Here is an 18433-nt window from a genome sequence, read left to right on the forward strand (position 1 = left end):
GGGCTGCAAGCTTCAAGTGACAAGCGGCAAGTTAAAACTGATCGGCTTTTACTTGCAGCTTGCAGCTAATAGCTTGCAGCTGAATTAATTGAGATGTTCGACGCGAATCCGGACGACCGGCCCAACTACGCCCTGGAGCGCTTCGAGAGCCTCGATGGCATCATTGATGTGCTGCTCAAGCACGCGGTGGGTCAGCAGGATCATCGGCACCTGGCCATTTTGCTCCTCGACTTCCTTCTGCATGATCGACTCGATGTTGATACCGCGCTCCGACAGGATACTGGCCACCTGAGCCAACACGCCCGGGTGATCCTTGGCCTGGATGCGCAGGTAGTACGCGCTCTCGCAGGCTTCGATCGGCAGGATCGGGTGGGCCGACAGCGAATCCGGCTGGAAGGCCAGGTGCGGTACGCGGTTTTCCGGGTCGCTGGTCATGGCGCGAACCACGTCCACCAGGTCGGCGATCACCGACGAGGCGGTCGGCTCCATGCCGGCGCCGGCGCCGTAGAACAGGGTCGAACCGGCGGCGTCGCCGTTGACCATCACGGCGTTCATCACGCCGTTGACGTTGGCGATCAGGCGGTCGGCCGGGATCAGCGTCGGGTGCACACGCAACTCGATACCGGCTGGAGTGCTGCGCGCCACACCGAGGTGCTTGATGCGGTAACCCAGGGCTTCGGCGTAGTTCACGTCGGCGGTGGTCAGCTTGGTGATGCCTTCGGTGTAGGCCTTGTCGAACTGCAGCGGGATACCAAAGGCGATGGACGCCAGGATGGTCAGCTTGTGAGCGGCGTCGATGCCTTCCACGTCGAAGGTCGGGTCGGCTTCGGCGTAACCCAGGGCCTGGGCTTCGGCCAGTACGTCTTCGAAGGTACGGCCCTTCTCGCGCATTTCGGTGAGGATAAAGTTACCGGTGCCGTTGATGATACCGGCCACCCAATTGATGCGGTTGGCGGACAGGCCTTCACGGATCGCCTTGATCACCGGGATCCCACCGGCCACGGCGGCCTCGAACGCCACGATCACGCCTTTTTCACGGGCCTTGGCGAAGATCTCGTTGCCGTGCACGGCGATCAGCGCCTTGTTGGCGGTGACCACGTGCTTACCGTTCTCGATGGCCTTGAGCACCAGCTCGCGGGCCACGGTGTAACCGCCCACCAGTTCGATGACGATATCGATTTCAGGGTTGGTGGCAACGGCGAACACATCGTTGGTAATCGCAATACCGGTCGTTTCGAATTGAGGCTTCGGCGAACGCGTGGCAATTTGCGCCACTTCAATCCCACGCCCTGCACGGCGGGAAATTTCTTCAGCATTACGCTGAAGTACGTTGAAGGTGCCGCCACCGACGGTCCCTAACCCACAGATGCCTACTTTGACCGGTTTCACTGAAGAACTCCCCATGAAACGGCCGACGCGAGGTCGGCCGTGGAAAACAGCCGCACGACTGCGGCTTTCAATTGATGGCCCGTCGACTTATCAACGGGCCATGATCGTCAAAGGTTCGACGATGCTGGTTTATTTGGCACTCAGCGCCAGTTTGGCAACTTGTGGTGCCGGCTGGTAGCCCGGAATCACCTGGCCGTCAGCCAAAACGATGGCCGGCGTACCGTTCACACCGATGGACTGGCCCAGGGCGAACTGCTTGGAGACCGGGTTGGCGCACTTGGCAGCCTTGATTTCCTTGCCGTCGACCATCTTGTCCATGGCCGCTTTCTTGTCGGCCGAGCACCAGACTGCCTGCAACTGCTCGTCACCCGGTGATCCCAGGCCCTGGCGCGGGAACGCAACGTAGCGCACTTCCACACCGAGCTTGTTCAGCGCCGGCACTTCGGCGTGCAGCTTGTGGCAGTACGGGCAGGTGGTGTCGGTGAACACGGTGATGTGGGTCTTGGTCTCGCCGATAGCCGGGTAAACCACGGTTTCCGCCACCGGGATGCCATTGATCAGCTTGGACACGCCCAGGCGCTCGGCCTTCTCGGTCAGGTTGACCGGCTTGCCGTCCTTCAACTGGAACAGGTAACCCTGAACGATGTACTGGCCGTCGGCACTGGCGTACAGCACGCGGCTGCCCTTGAGCTTGACTTCATACAGGCCGGCCATCGGGCTTGCGCTGATGCTCTCGATCGGCGTGTCGAGCTGCAGGTTGGCCAGACTCTTGCGAATGGTCTGCTCGGCGGCGTCATCGGCGACGGCAAAGGTGGAAACCAACGCAATCGCTGCGGCGGCAATAATCTGGGTCAAGCGCATGGGAACTCCTGAAGGCAGATGCAGGGACGGGAAGGAACATCGCGATCGATGGACGCGGGTCGGGACCGTCACCTTTGCTAACCGGCAAAGCCTACCACAGTTGGGCCGCAGGGCAGCCCGTGGCGGTAGAAATTGGCGGTTTTCAGCCTCGCGGGTGGTGCTTGGCGTGCATATCCTGCAAACGTGCGCGCGCGACATGGGTGTAGATCTGGGTGGTGGATAAGTCGCTGTGGCCGAGCAGCATTTGCACCACACGCAAATCGGCGCCATGGTTGAGCAGATGGGTGGCGAACGCATGGCGCAAGGTGTGGGGTGACAAGGTCTTGCCGATCCCGGCGACCTTGGCCTGATGCTTGATGCGGTGCCAGAACGTCTGGCGGGTCATCTGCTCGCCGCGCAGGCTGGGAAACAGCACATCGCTGGGGCGCCCGCCGAGCAATTCGCTACGCGCCTCGCGCATATAGCGCTCGACCCACACAATCGCCTCCTCCCCCATCGGCACCAGTCGCTCCTTGCTGCCCTTGCCCATCACCCGCAGCACGCCCTGACGCAGGTTGACCTGCTCCAGGGTCAGGCTGATCAGCTCGGTCACCCGCAGGCCGCAGGCGTACAGCACTTCCAGCATCGCGCGGTCACGTTGGCCGATGGCTTCGCTCAGGTCGGGAGCGGCGAGCAACGCCTCCACGTCGGCTTCCGACAGGGACTTTGGTAACGGCCTGCCGAGTTGCGGCATGTCGATTTGCAGGGTGGGATCGAGGGTGATCAGTTTCTCACGCAGCAAATAGCGATAAAACCCACGCACACCCGAGAGGAATCGCGCGGTGGAGCGTGGCTTGTAGTTCTGTTCCAGGCGCCAGGCCAAGTGGTCAAGGATCAACTCGCGGCCGGCGTTGATCAGTTCCAGGTGTTTCTCTTGGAGCCAGCCGTTGAAAAGTGCCAGGTCGCTGCGGTAGGCCTGGCGGGTATTGTCTGAAAGACCCTTTTCCAGCCACAGGGCGTCAAGGAAGCGGTCGATCAGGGGATGGTCAATGGCGGGCATGGGGGGCTCAGGCTGATTACGGTGATATCCGGTAGATCCTATCGCAGCATGAGTATCTATACATCTTGATCGAACCGCATAGGATCGTTCCTACGTTCTGCATGGGAACAATCAAATGCCGGGTAGCTTTCAGACAAATTCCAGGCACAAAAAAGCAGCCCGCAGGCTGCTTTTTTCTGCATCGGGAAGCTGGACTTAAGCCAGTTTTTCCTTGATGCGAGCTGCTTTACCGGACAGGTCACGCAGGTAGTACAGCTTGGCTTTACGTACGTCACCGCGACGCTTAACGGCCATGCTGTCGATTTGCGGGCTGTAGGTCTGGAAAGTACGCTCTACGCCAACACCGTTGGAGATTTTACGAACAGTGAAAGCACTGTTCACACCACGGTTACGCTTGGCGATTACCACGCCTTCGAACGCTTGCAGACGCGAACGGTCGCCTTCCTTCACTTTCACCTGAACGACAATGGTGTCGCCCGGGGCAAAGGTAGGGATCTCTTTGGTCATCTGCTCTGCTTCGAGTGCAAGGATGATTTTGTTAGTCATGCTGTGCTCCTAAGGTAAGTCAATGGACCCACCATCGATACGTTGTTAACTATCGTCCCGCGCGAGGATGTATTCCTCGAGCAGCTTCTTCTCTTCTCCAGAAAGCGAGCGGCTTTCCAGAAGATCGGCGCGTCGTTCATAGGTCCGACCAAGGGACTGCTGTAAACGCCAACGCCGGATGTGTGCGTGATTGCCACTTAGCAATACGTCGGGAACACGCTGATCCGCATACACCTCCGGTCGGGTGTAGTGCGGGCAATCCAGCAAACCATCCGTGAAGGAATCTTCCTCCGCGGAGTCCGCATGCCCTAAAGCTCCAGGCAGCAGTCGTGTAACCGCATCTATCAGGACCATCGCCGGCAGCTCGCCGCCAGACAGGACATAGTCCCCAATCGACCACTCTTCATCGACATGAGCCTCAATAAAGCGCTCGTCAATGCCTTCATAGCGACCGGCAATCAGGATCAGTGCTTCCTCATTCGCCAGTTCGCGTACCGCAGCCTGTTTCAGCTGGCGGCCTTGAGGGGACAGGTAAATAACCTTCGCCTTCTCCCCGGCGGCGACCTTGGCCTGAGCCAACGCATCTTCCAGGGGCTTGATCTTCATCACCATGCCCGGGCCACCGCCAAATGGGCGATCGTCCACAGTGTGATGTCGATCCGTCGTGTAGTCTCGCGGGTTCCAACAGGTAAGCTGCAACAGCCCCTGTTTCACCGCCCGACTGGTGATGCCGTACTCGCTGATGGCGGAAAACATCTCGGGAAACAAACTGATCACTTCAATGCGCAAATTAGCCACGCTTAGAAGTCCGCGTCCCATTCCACCTTCATCTCGCCCGCGGCCAGGTCGACGGCCAACACGCATTGCTCGGTATAGGGCAACAGGCGTTCGCGATCATCCAGGCTGCCAGCGCAAGGCTTGACCACCATTACATCATTGGCGCCGGTTTCCAGAAGATGGTCGATTTTCCCGAGCAATTGCCCGAGTTGATCAATAACCTTCAGACCTTCCAGCTGGTACCAGTAGTACTCGCCGTCGGTCAATTCAGGGAACAGGTTGCGCGGCACGCAGATCTCATAACCGGCCAGAAGACGCGCTTCTTCACGATCATCAAGACCCTTGAGCTTAGCGACCAGGAACTTGTCGCTCCCGCGTCCACTGACCAGCTCGACCTGTTTCACGCTACCCTCGCGCTTGAGCGTCCAGGTTTTGTACTGCAACAGGTTTTCGGTCGGATCAGTAAAGGAATACACCTTCACTTCGCCGCGAACGCCATGAACAGAGTAAATCTTGCCGATAACGATCAAATCATCAGCAACCGCTGGCGTCGCGTTCATATTGCTCAGGCTGCGGCCTTAGCCGAGTCCTTCAACAGTTTTGCAACGCGCTCGGATGGCTGTGCGCCAACGCTCAGCCAGTAGGCTACGCGCTCTTGGTTCACGGACAGACGAACTTCTTGACCACGAGCAACAGGGTTGAAAAAACCAACCTGTTCCTTGTGCGAACCGTCACGCGGGTTGCGGCTGTCGGTTACGGTCAAGTGGTAAAACGGGCGCTTTTTGGAGCCGCCAAGGGCAAGACGGATTGTTAGCATGTGAACATCGTTCCTGTAGTCGGTGCTGCAAATCTAAATGCACAGCGGGCATAGGTGCCCGAAAGGCCGCATATTCTAAGGAATATCCGGACTTTTGCAAATGTCTTTTTCTGGCGCCTATCAGCGGGCCATTCAGATCTGCCATAGAGCCGTCGATTAAAACGGCGAGTCAGCCCCCGCCAACGGCGGGTTTGCTGGAGATCCCACATCCCTGTGGGTCGGAGCGGGAGCCAGGCTCCCGCTCGAATACTTTACATCTTGGGCATGCCGCCGCCGGGCAACATACCGCCCATGCCGCGCATCATCTTGGCCATACCGCCCTTGGCGGAGAATTTCTTCATCATCTTCTGCATCTGCTTGTGCTGCTTGATCAAGCGACCGATGTCCTGCACCTGGGTGCCGGAACCCATGGCGATCCGACGTTTGCGCGAACCGCTGATCAGCTCAGGGTCGCGGCGCTCGGCCGGGGTCATGGAGTTGATGATGGCTTCCATCTGCTTGAACTGCTTCTCTGCCGCGCCCTGGGCATTGCCCATTTGCGCCAGGTTCACACCGCCGATGTTGGGCAGCTTGTCCATCAGGCCGCCGAGGCCGCCCATGTTCTTCATCTGTTGCAGCTGGTCGCGGAAGTCTTCGAGGTCGAAGCCCTTGCCCTTCTTCAGCTTTTTAGCCAGCTTGTCGGCCTTGTCCTTGTCGAGCGTGGCTTCGGCCTGCTCGATCAGGCTGAGCACGTCACCCATGCCGAGGATACGCGAGGCGATACGCTCGGGGTGGAACGGTTCGAGCGCTTCGCTCTTCTCGCCCATGCCGATGAACTTGATCGGCTTGCCGGTGATGGCACGCACCGACAGCGCGGCACCGCCACGGGCGTCGCCGTCGACCTTGGTGAGGATCACGCCGGTCAGCGGCAGTGCATCACCGAAGGCCTTGGCGGTGTTGGCCGCATCCTGGCCGGTCATGGCATCGACCACGAACAGCGTCTCGACCGGGTTGATCGCGGCATGCAACGCCTTGATCTCGCCCATCATCTCTTCGTCGATGTGCAGACGACCGGCGGTATCGACGATGACCACGTCGATGAATTTCAGCCTGGCTTCCTTGATGGCCGCGTTGGCGATGTCGACCGGCTTCTGGCTCAGGTCGGACGGGAAGAAGGTCACGCCCACTTCGCCCGCAAGCATTTCCAACTGTTTGATAGCCGCCGGGCGGTAGACGTCCGCCGAGACCACCATCACGGACTTCTTCTTGCGCTCTTTAAGGAAGCGCGCCAGCTTGCCGGCGGTGGTGGTTTTACCCGCGCCTTGCAGACCGGCCATCAGTACCACGGCCGGCGGCACGGCGCTGAGGTTCAAGTCTTCGTTGGCAGCGCCCATCAGGCTTTCGAGTTCGGCCTGGACGATTTTCACGAAGGCCTGGCCCGGCGTCAGGCTGCGCGACACTTCAGTGCCGACCGCACGCTCCTTGACCGAGTTGACGAAGTCCTTGACCACGGGCAAGGCCACGTCGGCTTCCAGCAACGCCATGCGCACTTCACGCAGGGTGTCTTTAATATTGTCCTCGGTCAGCTTGGCCTTGCCGGTTACGTGGCGCAGCGTCTGCGAGAGACGGTCAGTCAAGTTTTCAAACATGCGCGATCCTTTCAGGCCCTATTCATCGAAATGCAGGTAGACCGAGGTAATGGCGGCCCAGGCTCTAGCAAATCGCTATTAAAACAGCGCTCGGCGAGCCTGCGGCGTGGGCAGGTCGCGGATTATAGCGAAGACTGCGCCCATGCACACCCGCTGTCTGGTGCGGGAGTCTTTCGTGCACGGCCTGGGTATGCCAAACTCAGCGCCTTTCGGGCTTGCCTAACAGGATTTATGCTCCCTTTGTCACCCAGCTTGCTACCCAGCCTCGCCGCCGCACTTCTATATGCCGCTGCGACCCTCTACCAGGGCACCCGCCTGGCCCAATGCGCCAAGGCCGACAAACGCCTGCTGGCAGGTTTTGGCGTCCTCGCCCTGCTGGCACACGCCGCGAGTCTGTTCACTCACTTGATGACGCCGGACGGCCTGGCCCTGGATTTCTTCAGCGCGGCCAGCCTGATCGCTGCCGCCGTGATCGCTCTGACACTGATCGCCTGCACGCGCATCCCGGTGGAAAACCTGCTGATCCTGCTGTTCCCGCTGGGGTTGCTCACGGTGCTGCTGTCGCAATTCGCTCCTCCCGGTACAGTGCAGGTGATCGATGAGGAACCGGGCATGCTCGCCCACATCCTGTTGTCGATCCTGTCCTACGGCATGTTCACCATCGCGGTGTTCCAATCGTTGCTGGTGCTGCTGCAAGACCACCAGCTCAAGCACAAGCATCCCTTGGGGCTGATCAAGAACTTTCCGCCGCTGCAAACCATGGAAAGCCTGTTGTTCAGCTTTCTCTGGGCCGGCTGGACCCTGCTCTCGCTGTCGTTGATCTCCGGCTGGCTGTTCGTCGAGAACCTGTTCGCCCAGCACCTGGTGCACAAAACCTTGCTGGCGTGCCTGGCCTGGATCGTCTTCAGCGTATTGCTGTGGGGCCGTAACCGCCTCGGCTGGCGCGGGCACAAGGCAATCCGCTGGACGCTGGCCGGTTTCTGCCTGCTGATGCTGGCCTATTTCGGCAGCAAGCTGGTTCGCGAATACATCCTGCATATCTGACGGGCAGCAATCATGGACAACTTGCCCCTGGGGCCGATGCTCGCGGTAATCGCCTTGCTGGTGTTATGGGCCGGGCTGTTTACCGCCATTGAAGCCGCCCAACAGCACCTGCTGGCGCTGCGCCCCGGCACCCGCCAGGGCGACAAGGCCGCCGCCCGCCTGAATTTTCCGCGCAACAGCCTGATCCTGTGCAACAGCCTGTGCCGCGCCGCCGTGGTGATTCTGTGCACCTTGCTGGCGATCTACGCCTGGGCGCAGAACGGCCCCTGGCTGGGCTGGTTGATCTCCTGCGCGGTGCTGCTGGTGCTGGCCGACTACCTGCCCCGCGCCCTGGCCACCCGTTATCCGCAAGCGGTGCTGGGTTTCGGCAATGCGCTGCTGGGCGTGCCGCTGAAAATCCTCTACCCCGCGGCCTGGCTGCTCAATGGCATCAGCCTGCTGCTGTTGCGCCCATTTGCACGCAAATCGGGCGTGGTGAAAAAAAGCGACGAACCACAACCCGATCACGATGACGAACCCGAGCCCGACGCCGATGAAAACCGCGCGCCCGGCATGCCCGGCATCCATGCCCTGGACAACATCACGGTCAACGACATCCTGGTGCCCCGCAGCGAAGTGGACGGCATCAACCTGGATGACTCGATCGAAGACATCATCGAACAACTGCGCAACTCCCCGCGCACCCGCCTGCCGGTGTTCCACAGCGATATCAACCAGGTGCAGGCCGTGCTCAATACACGGCAGGTCCAGCATCTGCTGCCCGACGCCAGCCTGACCAAGGACGCATTGCTCGCCGCCTGCCACGAGCCCTACTTCGTGCCGGAAAGCACGCCTCTGCAACTGCAGTTGCTGAACTTCCACAAGCAACAGCGGCGCCTGGGCATGGTGGTGGACGAGTACGGCGAGGTACTGGGCATCGTCACCCTGGAAGACATCCTCGAAGAGATCGTCGGCGAGTTCGAAAGCGAACAAGGTGCCGACAACCCGCACGTCGAGCCCCAGCCGGACGGACGCTACATCATCGACGGCGCCGCCTCGATCCGCGAATTGAACAAGAGCCTGGGCTGGCACCTGCCCAGCGACGGCCCCAAGACCCTCAACGGGCTGGTCACCGAAGCACTGGAGACCATTCCGGATTGCGCGGTATGCCTGAAGATCGGCCGCTATCGCCTGGAGATCCTTGAGACCGAGGACAACCGGGTGAGCAAGGTGCTGATCTGGCACACCAGCCGGGTGCCGGTGGCGGCATAACCTTCTGACGCGCCCGATCCAATTTGGGAGGGGGCTTGCCTGCGATACCCATGGCCATCGGGGGCAAGTCCTAATGCCTGTCAGTTAAGGCTTTGAAGGGGTAAAAAGTGACCTGTGGCGAGGGAGCTTGCTCCCGTTGGACTGCGCAGCAGTCCCATTCTGTGTAAACAAAGAGAGGGGCCGCTTCGCGCCCCAGCGGGAGCAAGCTCCCTCGCCACAAATACAGTGTTGTCCCTTAACTGACGGGCATTAGCAGGGCAAGTCGAATCGTCGCACCGCCCCTCCCTCATTGGATTTGTCGTGTTTGAAGCCACTTGTTGTATTTCCAAACCCCTTCCTATAATCCCTGCGGCTTACCCAAGCCCCGCCCGACCGCGTGCTACCCGCACTGAACGCGTCCAGGCACCGTTATCGTGTCTGACCGGTGTTCGCTCCCATCCCGAGCCACTCCGTGCACAACCCTGATCCATGGGTGTTCGACCAATAATAATCCGCGTCCAAACGCGCAATGACCGTCAGGGATACCGCCATGAGCACCACCTACAATGAGGCCGCGAGCGCCGCGCCGACCAACTCGACCGCACGGGTTGCCACTGCGAGCATCGTCGGCACCGCCATCGAGTTCTATGACTTTTATATCTACGCCACCGCCGCCGCATTGGTGATCGGCCCGGTGTTCTTCCCACAGAGCTCCGGCACGGCGCAGATGCTGGCGTCGTTCCTGACCTTCGGCATCGCCTTTATCGCCCGGCCGCTGGGCTCGGCGTTGTTCGGCCACTTCGGGGACCGCATCGGTCGCAAATCCACACTGGTGGCTTCGCTGCTGTTGATGGGCGTGTGCACCACGCTGATCGGCTTGCTGCCCGGCTATGACAGCATCGGGGCCTGGGCCCCGATCCTGTTGTGTGTGCTGCGCTTTGGCCAGGGCCTGGGCCTTGGCGGCGAATGGGGTGGCGCCGCGCTGCTGGCCACCGAAAACGCCCCCAAGGGCAAGCGCGCCTGGTTCGGCATGTTCCCGCAACTGGGCCCGTCGATTGGCTTCCTGGCCGCCAACGGCCTGTTCCTGATCCTGGCCATGAGCCTGAACGACGAGCAGTTCCGCAGCTGGGGCTGGCGTATCCCGTTCATCCTCAGCGCCGCACTGGTGATGGTCGGCCTGTATGCACGCCTGAAGCTGCACGAAACCCCGGTGTTCGCCAATGCCGTGGCCAAGGAAAAACCGGTGAAAGTGCCATTGGTGGAGTTGTTCAGCCAGCATTGGTTGCCGGTGCTGCTGGGCGCCGCGTCGATGGTGGTGTGCTATGCGCTGTTCTATATCACCACGGCGTTTTCCCTGAGTTACGGCGTATCGACCCTGGGCTATAGCCGCGAAACCTTCCTTGCGCTGCTGTGTTTTGCGGTGTTGTTCATGGGACTGGCGACACCGCTGGCAGCCCTGGCCAGTGATCGCTACGGGCGCAAGCCGGTGCTGATCGTCGGTGCGGTTCTCGCCATTCTGTCGGGCTTCACCATGGAGCCGCTGCTGACCCACGGTTCGACCTGGGCCGTGGCGCTGTTCCTGGCACTGGAGCTGTTCTTGATGGGGGTGACCTTCGCCCCGATGGGCGCGCTGTTGCCGGAACTGTTCCCGACCCGCGTGCGTTATACCGGGGCTTCGGCAGCGTATAACCTGGGTGGGATTGTCGGCGCATCGGCGGCACCGTTCTTCGCGACCAAGCTGGTGGCGATGGGTGGGCTGAGTTATGTCGGCGGGTATGTGTCGGCGGCGGCGTTGCTCAGCTTGATTGCGGTGCTGTGCCTGAAAGAGACGCGGGATAATGACTTGAATCGCGTGGCCTGATAGTTCGCTATCGGGAGCAAGCCCCCTCCCACATTTGATCGGGTTCACATAATTAGATGTGTGAATACATTCAAAGGTGGGAGGGGGCTTGCTCCCGATGCTTTTAGAGCTCTACAACAACCGCCTGCGAAGCACGAGTCGCCTTGGCCCGAGCCGCGTCAATCGACTCATCCCGCGCCAGCGCCACGCCCATGCGGCGCTGACCGTTCACTTCCGGTTTACCGAACAGACGCAACGCCGTATCCGGCTCGCTCAGTGCGGCGCCGAGGTTGGCGAATGCCGTCTGGGTCGACTGCCCTTCCACCAGGATCACCGCCGACGCCGAAGGCCCGAACTGGCGAATCAATGGAATCGGCAGGCCGAGGATCGCGCGCGCGTGCAGGGCAAACTGCGACAGGTCCTGGGAAATCAGGGTCACCAGACCGGTGTCATGCGGGCGCGGCGACACTTCGCTGAACCACACCTGATCGCCCTTGATGAACAATTCGACGCCAAACAGACCACGCCCGCCCAGGGACTCGGTCACGGCTTTGGCCACGCGCTCGGATTCGGCCAGGGCCACCGGGCTCATGGCCTGCGGCTGCCAGGACTCCTGATAATCGCCTTTTTCCTGACGGTGACCGACCGGGGCACAGAAGGTGGTGCCGCCGATGTGACGCACGGTCAACAAGGTGATTTCGTAGTCGAAATCGATAAAGCCTTCGATGATCACCCGGCCCTTGCCGGCACGTCCGCCTTCCTGGGCGTAATCCCAGGCTTTCTGCACGTCATCAGTGCCGCGCAACAGGCTCTGGCCCTTGCCCGACGAACTCATCACCGGCTTGACCACGCACGGGAAACCCAGGTCCTGCACGGCCTTGCTGTAGTCTTCGAAGGTATCGGCGAAGTGGTACGGCGAGGTCGGCAGGTCCAGCTCTTCGGCGGCCAGGCGACGGATACCCTCGCGGTTCATGGTCAGCGAGGTGGCGCGCGCGGTCGGGATCACCGTGAAGCCTTCGGCCTCCAGCTCCACCAGGGTGGCGGTGGCGATGGCTTCGATTTCCGGCACGATGAAATGCGGTTTCTCCGCCTCGATCACCGCACGCAGGGCGGCGCCGTCGAGCATGTTGATTACATGGCTGCGATGCGCCACCTGCATGGCCGGCGCGTTGGCGTAGCGATCCACGGCAATCACTTCAACGCCCAGGCGCTGCAGCTCGATTACCACTTCCTTGCCCAGCTCGCCGCAGCCACACAACAAGACGCGGGTCGCGGTAGGCGACAGTGGAGTTCCGATTCGGGTCATCTCAAGTCCTCAAGGGAGCGGATCAGGGGGAGAAAGGCCGCGATAATACATGAACGCGCCGTGCCGACTCCACTGATCGGCGCCGGGCTGCACGCCCTAGACCTCCGAATCCCAGATCACCGAGACACTGCCCGACCACGTCTCGCCCTCGCGCTTGAGCATCTCCTCCACGCCTTCGCGTTGCACCTCGAAGTGTAAGATGCCCGGCCGGCGGTCGACATAGAAGGACGGTTGAAACAACTCGCTGCCCGTGCCGCTGACCCGCAACGGCAGGCGGTTGACCGCCGCGCCATCGGTGTTGGTCATGCCGTTGGGCAGGCTGACCAGCACGTCCAACGGCACCTGGTCGCCGGCGGCGTTTTTAACCGCGCAGGTATCGCCGATCTGGCCGGTGCCGCATTCGAGCTGCATCTTGAAACGTGAGCTGGCCGAGAGATTAAAGGTCTGGTCGCGGAACAGGCGCGCGGGTTTACGGCCCTGGTTGAGCCAGGCTTGCCAGCCGCCCTGGGGCTCCAATTGGATGCGATTTCCGCCGGGAGGGATTTCGACCTTGAGGGTGTGCTCGACGGTGAGCGTAAAATTGATTTCAAGCAAGGAATCGGTAGGAAGCAATAAGTCGCCCATGTCGAAATCCATATTCGGCCCGACCGTATAGGCGATCTTGCCGGTATAGATGCCCGAGGACATGGAGAGAGGGTCGGGCGTTTCGATCTGATACCCGAAGTTGAATCGGTTCAGGCCACCGTCACCAAACATAAAACCGGCTGGAATGTCGAAAGCCGATTGCAAAGGACAAGCCGCTTCGGCTCCGACCGGCGTTTGCCAGAAGAAGTATCCACCATTGCCGTAGGTCGCGTGCCAGACCGATGTCGACAGACAAGGTGCCCTTGCATATCGTGCCAGCCGACCGCCCCATAGTTTTTTATTAATGTCCTCCCAGGAAGTGCCCCCACCCACAATCTCGACAATGCCGATGGGCGTTCGATAGGAAGCGCCGAACGCTGCGATACGCACCTTCAACTCTCGGCTTTCCCCCGTCTGCTCATGAGCCACGTTCAACGACCGCCAATTGGCCGGGACCTTGACCATCGGACCTTCACGCTCACTGTGCCCGGCCCGGATCGGGACCTGGGTCCGAAAGCTCAAAGGTGCAAGCAAGCTCTGCAGCCCAAGCGAGTTGCAATACGCGGGGTTTTCGGCACAGGTGCCCCGGTTTGGCGTGGTGTTTTCAAACCTATTAAGCATGGGGTTGGCTGCATCAGGACGAAAACGCGCGGTCACCTCCACCGACGCCCCGTACGACGGCAGAGAGAATGCCCATAACAGGCCATACACATACCATCGCGCTCGTCCGAACCAGTCACCACGGCGCTTCGTGATTGCTCTCATTAAAATCTCCTGAAGATAGGGTGGCGCCCACTCATGGACTCATCGCTTCAAAAATCATATGCACGGTGCCGTGGTAATCCCCGGCCTTGAAGCGCTCCTCCCCCTGCACCGCGGCAATTTCCAGCATCACCCGCCCGCCCGCCCGGGCGTCGTCCACCACTGGCTGGCTGTCCAGCGACAGCGCCACTTTGTTGAACGCCACGTTCAGGTCGATCTCGTCGCGACCGTTGGACAGATAGGCCCGCTCGCTCAGGCGCGCATTGATGCCGCCGTTGATGTTCTTCACATCGAAGTGGGCGCGCAGCGGGCTGAGGGTCGAGGTGGACAGGTTCCAGTTCAGGCGTTGTTCACGCGCCAGCAGTTGCGGGTCTACCGGCAGCACAAAAAAGCTGGCGGCCGGAATGGTGACCGATACTTCGAACTGCTCGACAAAGCGCGCGGCCAAGGCCACGGGGGCCAGCGCCGAGGTGATTGCCAACAGGCCGGCCATGAGTGAGTTACGCAGCATGTTTTCCATCCTTGCCTGGGCGCGATGGGGTTGGGGTCGAAAGCGTTTTCATTGGCCGACCACACGCACTTTTTGGGTCTGCGTGCCCTCGACCAGATCGAAGCGGTATTCGCGCCCGGCCTGTTTATCGAACTTGAAGGTGCGCCCCGCCAGCACGTGGTGCTTGGTGGTGGGCTGGCAGTCGTTTTCCTGCTTGATCGAGCAGTCCTTGAATTCACGGATCACCACCACGGTGTTGCCGTTATTACGCAGGCTGTAGTGGCTTGGCGTGTCCTTGACCACGCTGTCGTAGCGCGAATCCTTGGGCCGCACGAAAAACACGGTGCCGTAGCCGGCCAGGATGTTGACCCCGGCCGACAGGTCCTTTTTGTACGCTTCGCGCTCTTCGGGGGTGATGGCGAATTCATCGTCCTTCTCCGGCACCACCGGGATGAAGCGCACGCGGAAGTAGCGCTCCTTGTCACGCTCGCCCATGTACAACAAGCGCGTGCCCTGCACGCCGTTGGCCGGTACGATCAACCGCGCGGGGCTGGCCATCAGGCCGTCGCGGGCGGCCATGTCGGGCTGCGACTGCAGCGGTATTTCCCGGTGGCTGCCGTCGGCGTCATAGAGGATCTCGAAGATGTTCACCTTGACGAAAGCCGTGCTGTCGCCACCGTTGAACACACGTTTCAAATAGGTACTTTTATCGCCCTCCAGGTAGTCGTACACCACCCCGACGTTGATCTGCGGCCCGGCCAGGGCGGCACTGGAGCACAACGAAAAACCGAGAACAGCCCACCAGCGTTTCATCACTTTTCAACCTCTACTTATGCTTAACCGGCGATCGCCGGCTGGGTGGCCGTATCGGCCAAGGTGTCTGGGGTACAGCGCAGGTCGCCGATCATCAGCACGTCGTTCTCGCGGCGTGCGTTGTCCGGGTCCAGGCGGAACTGGCACAACAACTGGTTCTTGGAGCGCACTTCGAGGGTCGGCGAGCCGGCATTCATTTCCATCGAGAAGAACCCGTCCGCTTCGCTCACGCCACGGCTGGCGTGGTTGATCACGTGGTGCCCGCGCAGCGGACGGCCTTGGGCGTCGACCAGGCGGCCGAGCACGGTCACGGTCTTGCTCACGGTGATCTTGCGGTACTCCACGCCGCCCTTGTTCAGGTGATAGCTGGCACGCGCCGGCTGAATGCTCGCGGAGGGCACGTCGTTGCCTTCAAAGTCGAAATTCACCGTGCTGTTCTTGTACGCCGTGATCGGGATGAAGTTGCGCCCCACCCGCAGGTGCGCGCTGCCCCCGCTCAGGTCGTCGGCGCGCAGGGCGATGTCATCCAGGTCCGATTCCACATCGACGATCATTCCAGCGCCGGCCCCCTGATGCTGACTGGTTATCACCAGTTTTTCGCCACTGAAGGCCACGGTGCTGTCCAGGTTCAGGCCACCGGTGAGGTTGCCGTTGTAGGAAGAGCGCTGGATAAACGCATCGCCGTTGATATGGTCGCTGCTGAAGTTGGCCAGCCCCGACATGCCCACGCCATAGGTGTCGGTGATCGCCGTGGCCGAGACGCTTTGCAGCACATGGCCCTGCAAGTCTTTGCGATAGGTGAGCGAGGCGTTGTTGTCGCGCCCGCCATCGCGCGAGGTGCGCGTACCGACGCTGCCGGAGAGCTGCTCGCCGGCACTGCCCAGGGCCAGGCTGACGGTCAGGTCGAGCCCGCGATTGCGTGCATCGCCGCTGCTGTAGCTGCCGGGACGATCAAACACCGAAAAACGCCAGTTGCCGTCGTTGCCGAACAGCGACGTACGCTGCGCCCACCCCAGGTCCAGTGCCACGCCTTCGGTGTTGCCGGTGCTGTGGGAAACCCGCGCATTGAGGGTGTTCCTGCTGTCCAGGCGATGGTTGACCGACAGCGATGAGTTGCTGGTCTGGCCGATAAACACATTGCGCTGACGAACCCGCGTGCCGTCCGGCAAGGTTTCGTAGGTGTTGGTGGTGTCCAGCCAACTGCGCGTGTGGGTGGCGAAAATGCTGCCGGAACCGTAGTTGTACATGGTTTGCAGGTCGAGACCGGTGCCGTGGTCTTCGGTTTTGTAGACGTTGGCGAAGACGTTGACGTTATTGGCCACGGTCCAGTCGATGGAGGTGCCGTATTGCAGCATCTCGCGCACCTGGCGCGCCGAGACGCCGAGAATCACTCGCGGGTGCAGCAGGTAGTTGAGCGCGGCGCCGGCGGCGACCTTGCCCGACGACTGCTCATCCCAGTTGCTCAACAGTTTGCTTTCCTGCCCGGCGAACAGGTTGTAGCGCCAGCGCTCGTCCGCGTTACGCCAGTTGCTCGGTTTGTACACCAGCTCTTCGGTGGTGGAGGTGATTTGCCCGTCCTCGATCAGGCGCACTTCCACTTCGTAGATACCGCCCGGCAACGGCCGCGTGTCGAGGGTGCGCAAGCCGGCTTCGACCGGCTGCGTATTGATCAGCAAGCCGTTGCGGTAGATCTCCACCGAACCTTGCCGGTTGGCGGTGACGTAGATCGGGTAGACACTGGGCTTGGCACTGTGGATGGCCAGGCTGTCGGAGCTGCCGTACATCACGCCCACCGCCGTGTCGGGGCTGGCGCCGAACGCGCGCGGTTGGCGGCTCAAGCCTTCGGAGCTGGGCATGAAGTAGCCCATGCGCAGGAAGCGGCCGGCCAGTTCACGCTGTGAGTAGAGTTCGTGTACCGCGTGGTAAAGCTTGTCATCCGGCCCGCCCATGCGCGCCAGTTGCATGTTCAGGCTCTGGGTCCAGTTGCCCAGGCTGCTGCTGGTTTCCAGGCCGTAACGCCCACCCAGGTCCTGGTCCTTGCCACCGTTGAGGTTCAACTGGTTGCGAATGATCAGGCCGGTACTGCCGCCTTCAGGTTGGTCGTAATAGCGCTTGGCTTCGGTGTCGCGTTCGGCATTTTCGGTGAGGATCGATACCACCGAGCTTTCCAGGTTGTAATGCACGGCCAGCATCTGCTGTGGGCAACGGCCCTGGCAGGCGCCGAGCGTTATACCTTGCTGTAGATAAGTGGCCCATACATCACGCTCGGCCGGGGTGAACTGGCTGTCGCCGCTGTCGGTAAAGTCCAGCAAGGTCAATTGGTCATCGCGAGACAATACAATCATCGCCTCGCCAAGAAGCTGCCCATCCAAGTCCACCCGAACCGCCAGTGGCACGTCGAAGAAATGCTCTTCAAAGTCCGAGGGCAAACCTTCCGCTTGAGCCAAAAGACTTCGCACTGTTGTATCGGGAGCAGGAGCGGCCAACGCACTTGCGCATATAAAGAGCGCAAGCGCCGCCGCGACGGGAGTCATCGGAAACATGAACGGAGTACTCTTATTACAATGGCCAGCGATTCAGAATCCGCCTGACAGGAGATCGCTCACCTGCCAGGCGGCAAGATGACTCAATGAGTGAGTTAACCACTCAAAGAGTTAGAACCGGCTTCACGCCTCGACAACAGCATCGAAGACCATGTGCACTTGGCCGGTGTAGTTGCCCGGCTCATAGCCGCTGCCGGGCTTGGTCGGTGTGATCACCATGTCGACGCGACGACCGGCACTGGCTTCTTCCTTGGTGACCACCGGCTTGGCGGTCCCCACGGTCAGGGTGACGCCGTTGAAGGTCACGCCCAGCGGAACCGACGCCGAACCGTTGTACAGCACGGCGGCGGACTCCAGGCTGGCATCGATTCGACCGGCGGTGTGACGGGTGTCGAACTGCGCACGCAGGTTGCTCAGGTCACCGTTGGCGGGGTTGTAGTTGAGTACCTGGTCCTTGACGATCAGGTCCGGATCGACCGGTTGAACGTGAAACGTGGTGGCCGGCACGGTGGCCACCAGGTTGATGGACGCACGCCCTTCGCCTGCCGCGAAAGCCAGGGAAGAGTTCAACGCCAGGAAGGCCAATGGCGCGGCGATTGCGATTTTCTTGAACATGTAGGTACCTGCATTTCAGTTGAGATTAATTAACATCCATAGGAGACGGCCCTTTCGCATGACAGAACGGTTAACCCGCTGTTGTCAGACCGAAAGTTCGACGCCGGAA

17 protein-coding genes are annotated in these 18433 nt (G+C 60.9%); 3 read left to right on the forward strand and 14 right to left on the reverse strand.

The window, feature by feature from the left end:
• Positions 1 to 84 precede the first annotated feature (84 nt).
• The 8 genes from PSH66_RS23770 to ffh all read right to left on the reverse strand — a co-directional run bounded on the left by PSH66_RS23770 (position 85) and on the right by ffh (position 7057).
• On the reverse strand, positions 85 to 1389 hold the full coding sequence (locus tag PSH66_RS23770; RefSeq protein WP_003175892.1) for a homoserine dehydrogenase: 1305 nt from the start codon (positions 1387 to 1389) through the stop codon (positions 85 to 87).
• Between the two features lie 129 nt (positions 1390 to 1518).
• A complete protein-coding gene (locus PSH66_RS23775; RefSeq protein WP_003175893.1) occupies positions 1519 to 2250 on the reverse strand; it encodes a thioredoxin fold domain-containing protein in 732 nt (243 codons plus the stop codon).
• A 142-nt stretch (positions 2251 to 2392) separates the two neighbouring features.
• Complete coding sequence (gene xerD, locus PSH66_RS23780; RefSeq protein ID WP_003175894.1) at positions 2393 to 3289, reverse strand: site-specific tyrosine recombinase XerD; 897 nt, start codon at positions 3287 to 3289, stop codon at positions 2393 to 2395.
• A 195-nt stretch (positions 3290 to 3484) separates the two neighbouring features.
• The gene (gene rplS / locus PSH66_RS23785) at positions 3485 to 3835 is read right to left on the reverse strand and encodes a 50S ribosomal protein L19 (RefSeq protein WP_003175895.1); all 351 of its coding nucleotides are present in this window, start codon (positions 3833 to 3835) and stop codon (positions 3485 to 3487) included.
• 45 nt (positions 3836 to 3880) lie between these two features.
• The gene (gene trmD, locus PSH66_RS23790) at positions 3881 to 4654 is read right to left on the reverse strand and encodes a tRNA (guanosine(37)-N1)-methyltransferase TrmD (protein WP_176156668.1); all 774 of its coding nucleotides are present in this window, start codon (positions 4652 to 4654) and stop codon (positions 3881 to 3883) included.
• Positions 4636 to 5172: a ribosome maturation factor RimM gene (gene rimM / locus PSH66_RS23795; protein WP_003175898.1), complete on the reverse strand. Its 537-nt coding sequence runs from the start codon at positions 5170 to 5172 to the stop codon at positions 4636 to 4638. The genes trmD and rimM overlap by 19 nt, the downstream gene beginning before the upstream one ends.
• Before the next feature lie 5 nt (positions 5173 to 5177).
• Positions 5178 to 5429, reverse strand: coding sequence for a 30S ribosomal protein S16 (gene rpsP / locus PSH66_RS23800; protein ID WP_003175899.1), 252 nt, complete (start codon positions 5427 to 5429; stop codon positions 5178 to 5180).
• A gap of 251 nt (positions 5430 to 5680) precedes the next feature.
• Positions 5681 to 7057, reverse strand: a complete 1377-nt coding sequence (gene ffh / locus PSH66_RS23805) for a signal recognition particle protein (RefSeq protein WP_003175900.1) — start codon at positions 7055 to 7057, stop codon at positions 5681 to 5683.
• A 231-nt stretch (positions 7058 to 7288) separates the two neighbouring features.
• On the opposite strand from ffh, the gene PSH66_RS23810 reads away from it, so the two are divergent.
• The 3 genes from PSH66_RS23810 to PSH66_RS23820 all read left to right on the forward strand — a co-directional run bounded on the left by PSH66_RS23810 (position 7289) and on the right by PSH66_RS23820 (position 11192).
• Entirely contained in the window at positions 7289 to 8101 is an 813-nt protein-coding gene (locus PSH66_RS23810; RefSeq protein WP_003175902.1) for an inner membrane protein YpjD, read from the forward strand.
• Between the two features lie 12 nt (positions 8102 to 8113).
• Complete coding sequence (locus tag PSH66_RS23815) at positions 8114 to 9352, forward strand: transporter associated domain-containing protein (protein ID WP_003175903.1); 1239 nt, start codon at positions 8114 to 8116, stop codon at positions 9350 to 9352.
• 529 nt (positions 9353 to 9881) lie between these two features.
• The gene (locus tag PSH66_RS23820) at positions 9882 to 11192 is read left to right on the forward strand and encodes an MFS transporter (protein ID WP_305427739.1); all 1311 of its coding nucleotides are present in this window, start codon (positions 9882 to 9884) and stop codon (positions 11190 to 11192) included.
• Positions 11193 to 11295: 103 nt separating this feature from the next.
• On the opposite strand, the gene purT is transcribed toward PSH66_RS23820, so the two are convergent.
• The 6 genes from purT to PSH66_RS23850 all read right to left on the reverse strand — a co-directional run bounded on the left by purT (position 11296) and on the right by PSH66_RS23850 (position 18324).
• Positions 11296 to 12477 carry a formate-dependent phosphoribosylglycinamide formyltransferase gene (gene purT, locus PSH66_RS23825; RefSeq protein ID WP_305427740.1) on the reverse strand — a complete coding sequence of 394 codons (1182 nt, stop codon included), beginning with the start codon at positions 12475 to 12477 and terminating at the stop codon, positions 11296 to 11298.
• Positions 12478 to 12573: 96 nt separating this feature from the next.
• Positions 12574 to 13866, reverse strand: coding sequence for a hypothetical protein (locus PSH66_RS23830; RefSeq protein WP_305427741.1), 1293 nt, complete (start codon positions 13864 to 13866; stop codon positions 12574 to 12576).
• Positions 13867 to 13897: 31 nt separating this feature from the next.
• The gene (locus PSH66_RS23835) at positions 13898 to 14374 is read right to left on the reverse strand and encodes a CS1 type fimbrial major subunit (RefSeq protein ID WP_305427742.1); all 477 of its coding nucleotides are present in this window, start codon (positions 14372 to 14374) and stop codon (positions 13898 to 13900) included.
• A gap of 48 nt (positions 14375 to 14422) precedes the next feature.
• On the reverse strand, positions 14423 to 15166 hold the full coding sequence (locus tag PSH66_RS23840; RefSeq protein WP_305427743.1) for a molecular chaperone: 744 nt from the start codon (positions 15164 to 15166) through the stop codon (positions 14423 to 14425).
• 23 nt (positions 15167 to 15189) lie between these two features.
• A complete protein-coding gene (locus PSH66_RS23845; protein WP_305427744.1) occupies positions 15190 to 17709 on the reverse strand; it encodes a CS1-pili formation C-terminal domain-containing protein in 2520 nt (839 codons plus the stop codon).
• 123 nt (positions 17710 to 17832) lie between these two features.
• A complete protein-coding gene (locus tag PSH66_RS23850; protein WP_078825948.1) occupies positions 17833 to 18324 on the reverse strand; it encodes a CS1 type fimbrial major subunit in 492 nt (163 codons plus the stop codon).
• Between the last annotated feature and the right edge of the window lie 109 nt (positions 18325 to 18433).

This window comes from Pseudomonas sp. FP597, assembly GCF_030687435.1.
Classification (GTDB): Bacteria; Pseudomonadota; Gammaproteobacteria; order Pseudomonadales; family Pseudomonadaceae; genus Aquipseudomonas; species Aquipseudomonas lactucae.